This is a genomic window from Roseibium sp. (assembly GCF_965233565.1).
Lineage (GTDB): Bacteria > Pseudomonadota > Alphaproteobacteria > Rhizobiales > Stappiaceae > Roseibium.
The window spans coordinates 4,881,223-4,894,863 of record NZ_OZ247494.1 but is presented as its reverse complement, the minus strand read 5'-3'; the positions used below and the strand labels follow the sequence as shown (position 1 = coordinate 4,894,863).

The 13,641-nt window shown below is 58.7% G+C and carries 11 protein-coding genes; 8 read left to right on the top strand and 3 right to left on the bottom strand.

Annotated features, from left to right (window positions below; genetic code table 11):
* Positions 1 to 36: 36 nt before the first annotated feature.
* From ACO6TG_RS22365 to ACO6TG_RS22335, 7 genes are all read left to right on the top strand, one after another.
* Positions 37 to 1,650, top strand: a complete 1,614-nt coding sequence (locus ACO6TG_RS22365) for a GMC family oxidoreductase (RefSeq protein ID WP_422375212.1) — start codon at positions 37 to 39, stop codon at positions 1,648 to 1,650.
* The gene (locus ACO6TG_RS22360; RefSeq protein ID WP_422375211.1) at positions 1,650 to 3,137 is read left to right on the top strand and encodes an aldehyde dehydrogenase family protein; all 1,488 of its coding nucleotides are present in this window, start codon (positions 1,650 to 1,652) and stop codon (positions 3,135 to 3,137) included. Before ACO6TG_RS22365 ends, ACO6TG_RS22360 begins: the two co-directional genes overlap by 1 nt.
* A 10-nt stretch (positions 3,138 to 3,147) precedes the next feature.
* Positions 3,148 to 4,359 (top strand): mandelate racemase/muconate lactonizing enzyme family protein, encoded by a 1,212-nt coding sequence (locus tag ACO6TG_RS22355; RefSeq protein WP_422375210.1) that lies wholly within the window; start codon positions 3,148 to 3,150, stop codon positions 4,357 to 4,359.
* Between the two features lie 187 nt (positions 4,360 to 4,546).
* On the top strand, positions 4,547 to 5,233 hold the full coding sequence (locus tag ACO6TG_RS22350; RefSeq protein WP_422375209.1) for a GntR family transcriptional regulator: 687 nt from the start codon (positions 4,547 to 4,549) through the stop codon (positions 5,231 to 5,233).
* 7 nt (positions 5,234 to 5,240) lie between these two features.
* On the top strand, positions 5,241 to 6,257 hold the full coding sequence (locus tag ACO6TG_RS22345) for an ABC transporter substrate-binding protein (protein WP_422378935.1): 1,017 nt from the start codon (positions 5,241 to 5,243) through the stop codon (positions 6,255 to 6,257).
* 55 nt (positions 6,258 to 6,312) lie between these two features.
* Positions 6,313 to 7,080 (top strand): ABC transporter ATP-binding protein, encoded by a 768-nt coding sequence (locus tag ACO6TG_RS22340; protein WP_422375208.1) that lies wholly within the window; start codon positions 6,313 to 6,315, stop codon positions 7,078 to 7,080.
* Positions 7,073 to 7,876 carry an ABC transporter permease gene (locus ACO6TG_RS22335; protein ID WP_422375207.1) on the top strand — a complete coding sequence of 268 codons (804 nt, stop codon included), beginning with the start codon at positions 7,073 to 7,075 and terminating at the stop codon, positions 7,874 to 7,876. The genes ACO6TG_RS22340 and ACO6TG_RS22335 overlap by 8 nt, the downstream gene beginning before the upstream one ends.
* 262 nt (positions 7,877 to 8,138) lie before the next feature.
* Here the strand turns inward: ACO6TG_RS22335 and ACO6TG_RS22330 are convergent, their stop codons facing one another.
* Positions 8,139 to 8,981, bottom strand: coding sequence for a hypothetical protein (locus ACO6TG_RS22330; protein ID WP_422375206.1), 843 nt, complete (start codon positions 8,979 to 8,981; stop codon positions 8,139 to 8,141).
* A gap of 372 nt (positions 8,982 to 9,353) precedes the next feature.
* Between ACO6TG_RS22330 and ACO6TG_RS22325 the strand changes: the two genes are divergently transcribed.
* Positions 9,354 to 10,106 (top strand): hypothetical protein, encoded by a 753-nt coding sequence (locus tag ACO6TG_RS22325; RefSeq protein ID WP_422375205.1) that lies wholly within the window; start codon positions 9,354 to 9,356, stop codon positions 10,104 to 10,106.
* A 129-nt stretch (positions 10,107 to 10,235) separates the two neighbouring features.
* On the opposite strand, the gene ACO6TG_RS22320 is transcribed toward ACO6TG_RS22325, so the two are convergent.
* Complete coding sequence (locus tag ACO6TG_RS22320; protein WP_422375204.1) at positions 10,236 to 11,051, bottom strand: substrate-binding periplasmic protein; 816 nt, start codon at positions 11,049 to 11,051, stop codon at positions 10,236 to 10,238.
* A 298-nt stretch (positions 11,052 to 11,349) separates the two neighbouring features.
* Positions 11,350 to 13,509, bottom strand: coding sequence for a malate synthase G (locus tag ACO6TG_RS22315; protein WP_422375203.1), 2,160 nt, complete (start codon positions 13,507 to 13,509; stop codon positions 11,350 to 11,352).
* Positions 13,510 to 13,641: the final 132 nt, after the last annotated feature.

Sequence of the window (13,641 nt, the reverse complement as noted above, 5' to 3'; positions counted from 1 at the left end):
AATCAATGCGAACCTGCAATCTGACTGTGTTGCGACATGGACAAGGCCGATTTCATCATCGTGGGCGCCGGCTCGGCCGGCTGCATCCTGGCGGAGCGTCTGAGCGCCGACCCGCAGACACGTGTCCTCCTCCTGGAGGCGGGCGGATCCGATGCCTCGCCCTGGGTTTCTCTACCGCTCGGCTATGGCAAGTTGAATTCCGACCCGAAGCGCACCTGGCGCTTCATGACGGAGCCGGATGAAGGCCTTGGCGGGCGCCGTGTCTCCTGGCCGCGTGGACGCCTCCTGGGCGGGTCCGGTTCCATCAACGCCATGGTCTATTGCCGCGGTCTGCCGGGAGACTTCGACGACTGGGCTGCCTCCGGTGCCGAAGGCTGGGACTGGCCCACTGTCAAACGGGCCTTCGAACGCCTGGAAACACGAGTGTCGCCCGTCGGTGAAAAGCAGGGGAAAGGCCCCATTCACATCCAGAACGTGACGGACCAGGTGCACCCGGTGAACCGGCACTTTCGCGATGCCATACGCGAAGTCGGCTTGCCCTGGACCGATGACTTCAACGGCGAGCAGCCCGAAGGCGGCGGCATCTACCAGATCAACACGCAGAACGGCCGCCGCTGTTCCTCCGCAAGGGCGTTCCTGCACCCCGCGAAGACACGGCCAAATCTGGTCGTGCGCACCAGGGCTCAGGTTCGCCGGATCCTGTTTGAAGGCAAAACAGCCATAGGTGTCGAGCTTCTTGGTGGTGAAACGCTGATGGCAGGCCGCGAAGTGATCCTGTCGGCCGGCGCGATCGGCTCGCCACAACTGCTGCAACTCTCCGGGATCGGTCCGGGACATCTTCTTTCCGATCTGGGCATTCCGGTTCTCCACGAGAACGACAATGTCGGCGGCCACCTCCAGGATCACCTGGCCGCGAACTTCACTTTCAGGGCGAACGAACCGACACTGAATGCCGTGCTGCGGCCTCTGGTGGGCAGGGCGTTGGCAGCCGCACAATATGCACTGACGCGAAAAGGACCGCTGTCGCTTTCGGTCAATCAATGCGGCGGCTTTCTGCGCTCGAATGGCAAGCTGAGCCGGCCGGACCAGCAGCTCTATTTCAATCCGATCAGCTACCGGCTCCTGCCAAGGGGGAACTCGAACCAGCTGACCATCGACCCGTTCAACGGCTTCATCATCTGCGCCCAGCCGGCACGCCCGACCAGCCGCGGACGCGTCGACATCGTCAGTGCTGATCCGGCAGCAGCGCCCAGGATCCAGCCGAATTCCCTCGCAACCGAGGAGGACCGCGCGACCGTGATTGCCGGTGGGCGTCTCTGTCAGCGGTTGATGGCGAGCAGGGCCCTCCGTGCGCTGGTCGAGCAATCGGAAGCGCCTCATCTGCCGCAGCTTGACGACGAGGCCCTGCTGGCGGATTTCCGAACCCGTGCCTCAACGGTGTTCCACCCGGTCTCGACCTGCCGCATGGGCGAAAACCGGAACAGCACGGTGGTCAACAGCCGCCTCAAGGTCCATGGTGTCGACCGGCTGCGCGTGGTTGATGCCTCCGCCTTTCCCAATATCACGTCGGGCAACACAAATGCCCCGACCATGATGCTGGCCCTCAAGGGGGCCGACCTCATTCTAGAAGATCAGCAACGGGTTCACTGATGACAGTCCAGGACATCGCACAAACGTATCTTTCCACCGGCAAGCTGGACGCCCTGCCCGATGGCCATTTCATCGGCGGCAAGGCAACCGCAGCCTCCAATAGCAAGATGGAAAGTTTCGATCCCGGCCGTGCCGAGGCCTTCGCCGAATTTTCTCTTGGCGACGACACGGACATGGACCGGGCCATCGATGCGGCGGAAAAAGCCGCCAGTCACTGGCGCCAGGTGACGCCCGGCGAGCGCTGCCGGATCCTCAACAATGTCGCCCGGCTCTTCAGGGAAAATGCCGACCGCCTCTCGGTGATCGAAGTAATCGACAGCGGCAAGACCCTGGCCGAAGCCCAGGGCGACGTGCAGTCTTCGGCGCGCTTGTTCGAATACTATGCCGGTGCTGCCGACAAGCTGGACGGCCGGTCCGTCAATCTCGGTCCCGCCTATACCGCCTTCACGATGCGCGAACCGGTCGGCGTTACGGGACACATCATTCCCTGGAACTATCCCACCTCGACCTTCGCGCGCGGTGTTGCCCCTGCGCTTGCCGCCGGCTGCTCGGTGGTTGCCAAGCCGGCCGAGACAACCCCTTTCACCGCTCTTGTCATGGCGGAACTGCTTGCCGAAGCCGGCGTACCGGACGGGCTGGTCAACGTGGTAACGGGGCTCGGATCGGATGTCGGCGCCAAGATGGCGCGCGATCCACGCATCAAGCAGCTGACCTTCACCGGTTCGGTCACCACCGGTATCAATGTTGCCCAGATGGCGGCTCCCAATGTCACGCGGCTGACGCTGGAACTCGGTGGCAAGTCGCCGCTGATTGCCTTTGCAGATGCCGATCCGGAAAAAGTGGCCGATGGCGCCTATTGGGCAATCTTCTCCAATTCCGGGCAGATCTGCTCGGCCGGCTCCCGCCTCATCCTGCACAAGTCCCTGCGTGACGACGTGCTGGCGATCCTGGCCGAACAGGCCAAGAAAATCAGAACCGGCCACGGCCTGAGCGCCCCGGACATGGGCGCGATCAATTCAGAGCTGCATCTGTCTCGCATCAAGGCCCATGTCGATGCCGCCAAGGCCCGCGGCGCCAATATCCTGACCGGTGGGGATGTCACGGGTGACGCCGACACCGGCAAGGGCTGGTTCTTCCAGCCGACTATCATCGCCGACCTCGCCCCGAACGATCCGGCTGTCCAGGAAGAGATTTTCGGGCCGGTGCTATCCGTTCAGACTTTCGAGACCGAAGAAGAAGCGATCCGCCTTGCCAACGGCACGGAGTTCGGGCTGATTGCCAGCGTCTATACCAATGATGTCGGCCGGGCCATGCGGGTTGCCGGTGCCATGGATTGCGGTCAGGTGTCGATCAACGACTATTGGGCCGGCGGACTTGAACTGCCCTTCGGCGGCAACAAGAAATCCGGTTATGGCCGAGAAAAGGGCTGGGAAGGGCTCGACGCCTATACCAAGGTGAAATCGATCACGATCAGCAACGCCAGCTAACGGGATTTCCATGAAACTCGACCATATCGAGACCTTTGTCGTCGGCAACCCGCCTCCCCGGCATGGCGGCCGCTATTTCATCTTTGTCAAGCTGGTCACCACCTGTGGCATCAAAGGTTACGGCGAAATCTACAATGCCACGTTCGGTCCGCATCTGGTCGCCGAGATGGCAAAGGACGTGTTTCATCGCCAGTTTGCCGGTGAAGACCCGCATCACATCGAGAAGCTCTGGCACAAGAGCTATGGCGCCGGATACACTCAGCGCCCGGATGTCTCTGTCATGGGCGTGCTGTCAGGCCTGGAAATGGCCTGCTGGGACATTATCGGCAAGGCCGCCGGCAAACCGGCATACGAACTTCTGGGTGGCAAGGTGCATGAGCGACTGCGGTCCTACACCTATCTCTATCCGGCTGATGGCGATGTTTACCCGGACCCGGACAAACCCAATGTCTATAACGACGCGGGAATGGCAGCCGAAGCAGCCGCAAAGGCTGTGAAGCAGGGGTTCACCGCCGTCAAATTCGATCCGGCCGGGGCTTACACGATCTATGATGGCCACCAGCCGAGCCTGGAAGACCTGGAGCGCTCGGAAGCCTTCTGCCGTGAGATCCGCAGCGCGGTCGGCACCAAGGCGGACCTGCTGTTCGGCACCCATGGCCAGTTCACCGTTTCAGGTGCCAGGCGCCTCGCCCGCCGGCTGGAAGCCTATGACCCGCTCTGGTTCGAGGAGCCCATCCCGCCGGAAAGCCCGGAGGACATGGCAAACGTCGCGCGTTTTACGTCCATCCCGGTTGCGACCGGAGAACGGCTTTGTACGAAGTACGAATTTGCGCGCGTGCTGGAGACCGGGGCTGCAAGCATCTTGCAGATGAACCTCGGCCGGGTCGGCGGTCTTCTGGAGGCCAAGAAGATCGCCGCCATGGCCGAGTGTCATTCGGCCCAGGTCGCCCCGCATCTTTACTGCGGGCCGCTGGTCGCTCTGGCAAACATCCAGCTGGCCACCTGCAGTCCGAATTTCCTGGTTCTGGAATCGATCCGCACCTTTGACGGGTTTTATGCCGACCTGCTGACAACACCGATCCGTTGGGAAGACGGCTATGTCATCCCGTCAACCGAACCGGGTCTGGGCCACGAGCTCAACGAAGAGGTCGCCAGAGCGCATCCTTACGAAGGCAACGCGCTCCATCTCGGGTTTCAGGAAACACCGGCTTTGCCGCTTTGACGGCAATTGCCGGGTCCAAATCTTTCGGGCCCACCGAAGTCCGGTGAAGTCTCGCTGCCTCCGAAGACTGCGAGGCCCCGATGCCTGTGACCTGGGTGCTGCTCGGCGGCCTCAAGGGCGTGTTCACTTGATTAGAGATTGACAGAATTATGTATTAATACGAAAAATATCCAACTTTTTGGGATAGATGGACGCAATGCTGTTCTCGGGTAAATCGTCTGAAGACAACACGATCGTGGAACTGCTTGCCTCCGCCCTGCGCAAGGACATCGCGTTCGGAAAGCTGCTGCCCGACCAGAAGCTGAAAATCAATGAACTTCGCACGCGCTATGGCGGCTCAAACCATTCCATGCGCGAGACCTTGCGGATCCTGTCCTCCGAGGGCCTTGTCGAAGCCACTGCACAGCGTGGCTTCCGTGTGACGTCGGCCACGGAGGACGACCTTTGCGACATTCAACTGGTGCGCCTGCAGATCGAAACGGTTGCGCTTTCGCGCGCGATCGCAATCGGAGATGTTGCCTGGGAAGGGCGCGTGATTGCGGCGCATCACGCCTTGCAAAAGGCGGAACAGCAGGTGACGGAAAATCCGGACGACCTGACAGCGCTGGAATGGGACAAGGCCTGTGGCGCCTTTGCCGCTGTCCTGATCGAAGCCTGCGCAAGCCCGCGGCTGATCGATCTGCAGCGCAAGTTCTTTGATCAGAGCCGCCGGTTCCGATTGGCGCAGTTGCGCGAAGGCAAACTGGACTGGCCGTCTCGTCGGACCCGCCAGAAGGCCCTGCTCGACGCGGTGCTGAGAAAAGACGAGGCCATGGCACTCAGCTTGCTGCAGGACGACATCAAGGCAGACCTGAAAACGACGGAAAAATCATAGGGAGGGAATCATGACCGAACTCAACCGCCGCAAGGCACTCGCCCTGATGGGCGGAACGCTGGCTGCAACAGGCCTTGCCACGCCTGCGCTTGCTCAAAACAAGAAGATCAAGGTCGGGGCTCTGCGTTTTACGTCCCATGCCGGCAACTTCGTCGCCTTCGAGCGCGGCTATTTCGACGAGGCCGGTCTCGACGTCGAGTTCGAGTTTTTCCAGGCGGCACAGCCCATGGCCGTCGCGATTGCCTCGGGCGATGTCGACTTTGCGTTGACCGCGGTCTCCGGTGGCCTGATCAGCCTGGCGCAGAAAGGGGCGATCAAGGTGATCGGCGGCGGTCTTAGCGAAGAAGCCGGCATCGACGGCCAGAAGTTCCTGGCCGCCGACGCTGCCTTCCAGGCCGGCGTGAAAACACCGAAGGACCTGGACGGCAAGAAATTCGCAGTCACCCAGGCCGGCTCGTCCTTCCATTACATGGGCTCCAAAATGGCCGCGGCCGAAGGTATCGACATGTCCTTCACGCCGCTGCAGAAGGTGGGCGCCATCATCGGCGCAATGAAGTCCGGTCAGGTCGACGGCTGGTCCATCGTGCCGCATATCGCCAAGCCGCTCGCCGGCTCCGGTGCCGTGCACATCATCGGCAGTGTCTCCGACTACCTGCCGAACTACCAGGTGACCACGGTCTTTACATCAGCCGAGAATGCCGCGAATGAACGCGACCTGACCGAGCGCTACCTGTCAGCCTATTCCAAGGGTGTTGACGACTACACCGCCGCGATGATCGACAAGACGGCGGACCAGGACGCGATGGTCGACCTGATCCACAAATATGTCTACACGGATCGCCCGCGGGAAAAGGCGGCACCTTCGATCATCAACGGAACCATGCGGCTCAACAAGGGCGCGGCGCTCAACCTCGCCTCGATCAAGGACCAGCTCGCCTGGTTCCAGTCCGAGGGGCTGGTCGATGCGGATATCACGATCGACCAGGTCGTCGACGGATCCTACGTGGACATCATCGAAGGCTGACCCTTTCGGAGCAGGACCGGAGGTATTCGGTCCTGCTTCTTGCTGCGAGACCCCCATGGACATTCGACTGGATGGCATCAGCCATTCCTATGATTCCTTTGACGTGCTGCGAGACATCTCGCTGGATATACCCAGCGGGCAGATCGCCTGCATCGTTGGCCCGTCGGGCTGTGGCAAGTCCACGCTGTTGCGCTTCATCGGCGGGCTGGAACGGCCCATGTCCGGGCAGGTCCTGCAACTCGGCGACCCGCCGGAAGGCTGCCTGAACCCGTTGACCTATATCTTTCAGGACTTTGCCTTGCTGCCCTGGAGAACTGTCTCCGGCAACATTTCGCTGGTGCTTGAGGATCATGGCATCAAGGGAGACAGGGCCCGAAGCATCATCGACGATGTGCTGGCGCGCACGAAACTGACCGACTTTGCCGGGGCCCTGCCGAAACAGCTGTCCGGCGGTATGAAACAACGTGTGGCCATCGCCCGGGCACTGGCGGTCAATCCGGCTGTCCTGCTCATGGACGAGCCCTTGTCCGCACTCGACAGCCAGACCCGCGAACTGTTGATGGATGATCTCGTGGATCTGTGGACCCGTCAGCCGTTCACGGCGGTTTATGTCACCCACAACCTGGCAGAAGCGGTTCGGCTTGGGCATCAGGTGGTTGTTCTGTCGCGCCGTCCGGGTCAGATCCGCGAGATCGTGACCATCGACAAGCCCCTTGCCGGTCGCGAGTTCGGCGATGCCGATCTGGAGACTGCGCAGAAACATCTCTGGCAGCTGATGCGCGATGAAGCCCGTGCGGCCGATGCGGAGTTGATCCATGTCTGATGACACCGTCACTCGAAACGCCGTCGCTTTTCGCGGTGGCGGTTTCGCACCGAAACCGCATCGCTGGGTGGGGTTCGCCGTCTTTGTCGGCCTGATCCTGATCGCGGAATGGGGAACACGCGCGGGCTGGATTTCGGCGCTCACGTTGCCGAGACCCTCAGACGTGCTGGAGACGCTGGTGGAGCTCTACGAAAGTGGACTTCTGTTCAAACATCTGGGCCCCTCGCTGTCGCGACTGATCGTCGGCGCGGCGATCGGTGTCAGCATCGGCATCAGCGTCGGGGTGCTGATCGGCCTGTTCTCCTATATCCGGTCAGGCATGGTGCCGCTGGTCGCGGCGATTTTCCCGATCCCCAAGATCGCACTGCTGCCGCTCTTTGTTATCTGGTTCGGGATCGGTGAAGGTTCGAAATACGCGCTGATCGCTTTCGGCACTTTCACGCCCACGGTCGTGGCGACCTATGGCGCGGTAGACAATGTTGACCGGACCCTCATTCGTATGGGCCAGAGCTTCGGCCTGTCCTGGTGGTCCATCGTGCGCAAGATCGTGCTGCCGGGCGCCATGCCCGGCATTCTGTCGGGCCTTCGCATCAGCCTTGCCATTGCGATCATCCTGCTGGTGGCCGCCGAAATGCTGGGAGCCGAATACGGGATCGGAGCCTATATCCTGGAGGCCGGGTCTCTCTATGATCTGGAGCGCCTGTTCGCAGGTGTCGTGATCCTGTCCCTGCTGGGGGTTCTGGTCAGCGCGCTGATCGGTGCGGTTGAGCGGCACCTGCTCGGCTGGCGGACTTAAGACGACACATCGCGACAAAACCGAACGGAACCGTGAGGGATTCACCGATCTGAAACAAGGTCTGAGTAAAGCCGACCTGTTCGTCTCAATCGATCAAAAAACGCAGCCAGTGTCATTGCTCTGCTGGAGCCTCAGAACATCATGGTCGGCATCCAATGTTTAAGAAGGTATCTTGCTGTCGGAATGGCGGAACTTTTGTCCGCCATTCGATTTCAGCCTCTCTAATCGCCTTTTGGAACAATCCGTCAGTCATTCAAGCCAGCTAGATCGACCGGTTGAGCTCTGAAAGACAAGCCTGCGAACACGTGATCGTCAGCGTTTCTCCTGAGACATTGACAACAGACGCCGGCAGAGCGAATTCCAGATTCATTCCGGCAACGAAAAAAACACGAGCTCTCTTATCTGGCGTTCTGACAACCAGGTACTTCAATCCGCTGGAGGAGCTGTAGCGCTGAAGTTTGGGGCCAGTTTGCAGATCAAACTTCAATGGACCAATGTTTTTTGTGAACTTCAGTTTGATCGACCCCTCAACGACTTCCAGTTTTAAGGGAAGTGGGCTCAGCTCAACTGACAAGGTCGTCGACCAAGCCGTTTTCCGCTGCCTCTTCGAGATCTTCCCGAGCCGGTTTCTAATCTCCCGCAGATTGCGCGTTGCTTCGACGAACCTCTGATAGTCCTGGATCGTCAGCGCCTTGCAGTCCTTTGGGCGATCAACATATTCGTTTGCGAGATCGAACGCCTTCTTTGTCGCCTCGCGGAGCCCGTCAACCGATGGCGGAACCGTCAGGCGGTACACCGTTTTCTGACGCTTCCGCGCCTCGAGCATGGCACGCTGGGTATTGATCCATCGAAACGACAGCCGACACACGGCCAACTTTGTTTGGTCAAAATGGTCATGATTGGCCTTCATCTTGCGGTGATGCAGCGTAATGCGCCAAGCCTGCTCGAATTTCTTAAGGTCAGAGAGCATGGTTGCTGTGTAGGCATCAATCTGGTCAAGCGACCCGACTTCCCACGCGTTAAACAGACTGCGGCCAAAGGCTGGCGCCGATAGCGCACTGAACAACCACAGCACCATTGCGTAACAAACAATCGACCTAAACATTTGAAGCCTCCCGTCTCCAGAGTTCTTCAAACATCCTGGGTTTGCAGAACGCTGGCAGCAAAGGAAAACTGGAAAGCAAAAATAAGAATCCGGAAAAAAAGGGGTCCCTATCAATACGATTCGTTGCCTTGTCGTCAGCGGCACTTATTCTGAATTAATTAGAGTTACCCCTCTCGGAGACATTTTTAGATGCCAATAAACAATGAGTTTTCTGGATATCACAAAGAACCGAACGATTCCGACATCTTAAAGCTGTTAAGCCTACTTAATTATGCCAAGAGCAAATTTGGAATCTCATACAGCGATTATGTAGACTCTTCGAACGGACCGATATCCAAAAGCTCGCATTCAAATGCGGAAAGCAAGAGATCAATGTCCGCCGCAGTCTACGCGGCCTATACGAAAAAACTCCACCAGCGCCTGATCGCGCAGGACGCCCAAACAAGGAACTACACACGGTTACACGAGATCGACACTTATATACGTCCACTGGTCGCAGACGTTTTCCCGGACATCGGTTCGGACTTGGGCATCGAAGAGACGCCGAATACTGTGAGTTTGGAGAGCTTTTTGGCGCCGCATGCCGCACAGGGCAGCAGCGCGCTCGCGCGTCTGAAACGCAAATTTCAAAAGGGCGGCCACATCTACCGATACGCAAAAAACTCTTCGGAGCTTCATGCCAAGGATCCTCGGCTGGCGGTTGGCAGCCTGACCTTTCGCGACGATGGCTCCAGCTCCTACCTCTGCTTCGAAATACGATATCGCGTCGATTCAAGCCAGGATCTGAACGAGGCTCATGACAGTGTCATTTCAGGACGGGTGATGCAGTTCAATTCCTTCCTTGTCTTCATCGGGATAGAAAAAGACAAGGAAAACCCGTTTTTCATGGTGATGAAGACAGGCATGTCCGAAAATCGCTTCAAGGGTATCATCCTTCGTAAGCACCCTAAGAAAAGCTACTTCGCCTCTCGTGTGATGCTGGCCTCCGACGTTCCTGCAAAGCAAATGAGCACCTCCAAGTTTCTTGCACAGGATCTCCCCGAGGTAACCGAAAGGCAGCTTGAACTGATCATGAACCTTGCAACCAATGGCGGCCGCGGAATTCTCATGCTGGACGAAGATTAAAGGGAGGCGGGCGACGATTTAGGACAAGTTGCTCCGCGCCAGCGCAGGCTGCCACTTGATCGTTGCGGAAGCTTTCTGGCCGATGCGCCCTTCCGGCATCTGCCGCCGGTTAACAAGCATGTCCGGATTTCAATTCTGACGGCGGGTGTTTTCCTCCCCGGCCTTCTGCCGGTGATTGAAGGCTACCCACCTTTCGATGTTCACCTCGAGCAGTCTTTCCGCGGTTCCATCGCCAAACAGTTCAAGATAGCGCCGATTGAGATATTCCAGATGGACGGCGCAGCTCGAGCCAAGAGAGAATCCGCTATGGATGAACCCGCCGATAATATCCTTTTCCAGCGGAACGATTTTTTCCCCACCCTCGATAATTCCGAAATGTGCCTGTCCGACATACCGGCCATGAATGATGTAATCGAGCCGGTCGAGCATCAGCCGGTTTACATTGTCTTCAAGAGAGTCATTGTCCGGTAGTTTCAGGATTTCAAGAACATAACTGTCGAGAGGTTGTCCGTAGCGATCTCCTGCATTCTTGCTTCCCTTGAGCGCTTTCAAATCGCTCCAACGTTCCAGATCGAAGGAGTTCTCAACAAGCGTGAACGCCGTAAAGGGATTGGGAAAGGCTGGATAGTCCGTGAATCGAAGAAAGGCCTCGCGCTCGGACGTGCGTTTCAGCGACATGACGAAGTCGATCATGTTGCTCTCGGCCGTCGCCAGAACCCGTTTCCAGGGACCGGAATAGACGGCTGCGAATTCGACCCCTATTTCCTGAAACACAAGCCTGTTGAGATCGACGCTCGCACCGACAATTTCATTGCCCTCACGCCAATGATAGGGGGGATAGTTCGGGTGAGCGGAGGCGATGATTTTCTTGCATTCGTTCGCGCTCGCCTGGCTGTTGAAAGTTGCAAGACAAAGCACGATAGCGGCGAGTAAAAATCGCATCATCGGATCACAGCTCCCCCCTCGCAATTTGCCGAAGCAACAAAACCAGAAGTGGTACGTTATCGCAAATCGAACCTAACCCAACGTAAATTCGGTCAGGTAAACAGCTGCATTTTGCAGTTAGTCCCAACGGCAGTCTTTTCCAGAACGGAAAGACTGGGCCGACCATATAGCTTGTCTCTGCCGTCCGACCATGCCGGGTAACGCAGACTGCGATTGTTTCCCTGCACACCGAAACCCAAAAGAGGCGGCCCATGCGGACCGCCTCAAGGACGTTTCGTGCTAGTCGGGAAACCGGCCGTCAGGCGACTTTCGCCTTGAACTCGATCCGGCGGCGATGCAGTACAGGCTCGGTGTAGCCGTTGGGCTGACTTGTTCCTTCAAGCACCAGTTCACAGGCGGCCTGGAAGGCGACAGAGCCGTCAAAGTCATCCGCCATCGGCCGGTAGAGCGGGTCGCCCGCGTTCTGTCCGTCAACGACGGCAGCCATGCGCTTCAGGGTTTCCAGGACCTGGTCCTTGGAGACAACGCCGTGATGCAGCCAGTTGGCAATGTGCTGGGAGGAAATGCGCAAGGTGGCCCGGTCTTCCATCAGGCCGACATCGTTGATGTCCGGTACCTTGGAACAGCCAACCCCCTGCTCCACCCAGCGCACGACATAGCCCAGAATGCCCTGGGCATTGTTGTCGAGTTCGGCCTGGATGTCTTCCGGTGCCCAGTTCGGGCGCTCGGCGACCGGGATCGACAGAATGTCCTCCAGCTTCGCGGCGTCGCGGGACTTCAGCTCACCCTGGCGATCGGCAACACGGACCTTGTAATAATGCAGCGCGTGCAGGGTTGCTGCCGTCGGCGAAGGCACCCAGGCGGTGTTGGCACCTGACATCGGATGGCCGATCTTCTGCTCCAGCATCGCCTGCATCAGGTCCGGCATGGCCCACATGCCCTTGCCGATCTGGGCATGGCCCGGCAGGCCGCAGGCAAGACCGACATCGACATTGTTGTTCTCGTAAGCCCCGATCCATGTGGCGGCCTTCATGTCGCCCTTGCGGATCATCGGACCGGCTTCCATGGAGGTATGCATCTCGTCGCCGGTGCGATCTAGGAAGCCGGTGTTGATGAAGAAGACCCGGTCCCTGGCCTGTCGGATGCACTCTTTCAGGTTCACCGTTGTCCGGCGTTCCTCGTCCATGATGCCCATCTTGAGCGTGTTACGGGCCATGCCGAGTGCATCTTCGACCCGGTTGAAGATCTCGCAGGCGAAGGCAACCTCTTCCGGACCATGCATCTTCGGCTTGACGATATAGACCGAGCCGGCACGGCTGTTCAGCTCACGGCCATTCGGGCCGACGTCGTGCAGAGCGATCATGCCGGTGATCATGCCGTCGAGCAGGCCTTCCGGCACCTCGTTCCCGTCCCTGTCGAGCACCGCGTCGATGGTCATCAGGTGGCCGACATTGCGCACCAGAAGCAGCGAGCGGCCATGCAGCGACAGGGCGCTGCCGTCGGGCGCGGTGTAGTTGCGGTCGCCATTCATGCGGCGGGTGATGGTCTCGCCACCCTTTTCGAAGGTTTCTTCCAGGTCGCCCTTCATCAGGCCGAGCCAGTTGGAATAGACGACCACCTTGTCTTCCGCATCGACGGCGGCGACGCTGTCCTCACAGTCCATGATCGTCGACATGGCCGATTCAAGGATCACGTCGGCGATATGCGCCTTGTCGGTCTTGCCGATCGGATGCTGACCATCGATGTCGATTTCCAGATGCAAACCGTTCTTTACCAGTAGCACTTTGTATGGCGCAGAAGTGTCACCGGAATAACCGGCAAATTGAGCCGAATTTGCCAGCCCCGTAGAGCCGCTCCCGGTGGCAACCACCAGCTTCTCATTCTCGACGGAAAAGCCGGTGGCTTCCGACCAGCTACCCGAGCCAAGCGGTGCAGCTTCGTCGAGGATCTTGCGGGCATAGGCGATGACCTCAGCGCCGCGCGCCGGATCGAACCCCTTGCCAGAGGGTTTCGATCCCATGGCGTCGGTACCGTAAAGAGCATCGTAAAGGGAGCCCCAACGGGCGTTTGCGGCGTTAAGGGCATAGCGTGCATTCATGACCGGAACGACGAGCTGCGGACCGGCAACGCTGCCGATTTCCGGATCGATATTCGCGGTGCCGACCTCAAAGGCCTCCCCTTCCGGAACGAGATAACCGATCTCCTTCAGGAAGGACTTGTAACCGGCCATGTCCGGCGTGCCCGGATTGGCCTTGTGCCAGGCGTCGATCTGTTCCTGCAGCTGATCCCGTCTAGCCAGAAGTGCACGGTTCTTCGGTGCCAGGTCATGAACGAGATCAGAGAGGCTCTTCCAGAAATGGTCCTGATCGACACCTGTTTCCGGCAATGCCTTTTCATTCACAAAGTCATAGAGGTCGCTGGCAACTTTCAATCCGTGCACATCGATCCGGCCTGTCATGGGGCAGCTCCTTTGAAAATCTCTTTTAATGGCTGTTTGCAGGTGTTTTGGGGTGAAAGACGGCACGCGTCAATTGCCGGATGCCTCCCATGACTTTTTCCAATTTGGAAAAGATCCAGATCATTATCTCCA

What these genes read in the sequence shown, in the direction of transcription:
- ACO6TG_RS22360 (WP_422375211.1), top strand. Translation starts at nt 1,650, where the DNA reads ATGACAGTCCAGGACATCGCACAAACGTATCTTTCCACCGGCAAGCTG.
- ACO6TG_RS22350 (WP_422375209.1), top strand. Translation starts at nt 4,547, where the DNA reads ATGGACGCAATGCTGTTCTCGGGTAAATCGTCTGAAGACAACACGATC.
- ACO6TG_RS22335 (WP_422375207.1), top strand. Translation starts at nt 7,073, where the DNA reads ATGTCTGATGACACCGTCACTCGAAACGCCGTCGCTTTTCGCGGTGGC.
- ACO6TG_RS22330 (WP_422375206.1), bottom strand. Translation starts at nt 8,981, where the DNA reads ATGTTTAGGTCGATTGTTTGTTACGCAATGGTGCTGTGGTTGTTCAGT.
- ACO6TG_RS22340 (WP_422375208.1), top strand. Translation starts at nt 6,313, where the DNA reads ATGGACATTCGACTGGATGGCATCAGCCATTCCTATGATTCCTTTGAC.
- ACO6TG_RS22315 (WP_422375203.1), bottom strand. Translation starts at nt 13,509, where the DNA reads ATGACAGGCCGGATCGATGTGCACGGATTGAAAGTTGCCAGCGACCTC.
- ACO6TG_RS22355 (WP_422375210.1), top strand. Translation starts at nt 3,148, where the DNA reads ATGAAACTCGACCATATCGAGACCTTTGTCGTCGGCAACCCGCCTCCC.
- ACO6TG_RS22320 (WP_422375204.1), bottom strand. Translation starts at nt 11,051, where the DNA reads ATGATGCGATTTTTACTCGCCGCTATCGTGCTTTGTCTTGCAACTTTC.
- ACO6TG_RS22365 (WP_422375212.1), top strand. Translation starts at nt 37, where the DNA reads ATGGACAAGGCCGATTTCATCATCGTGGGCGCCGGCTCGGCCGGCTGC.
- ACO6TG_RS22325 (WP_422375205.1), top strand. Translation starts at nt 9,354, where the DNA reads ATGTCCGCCGCAGTCTACGCGGCCTATACGAAAAAACTCCACCAGCGC.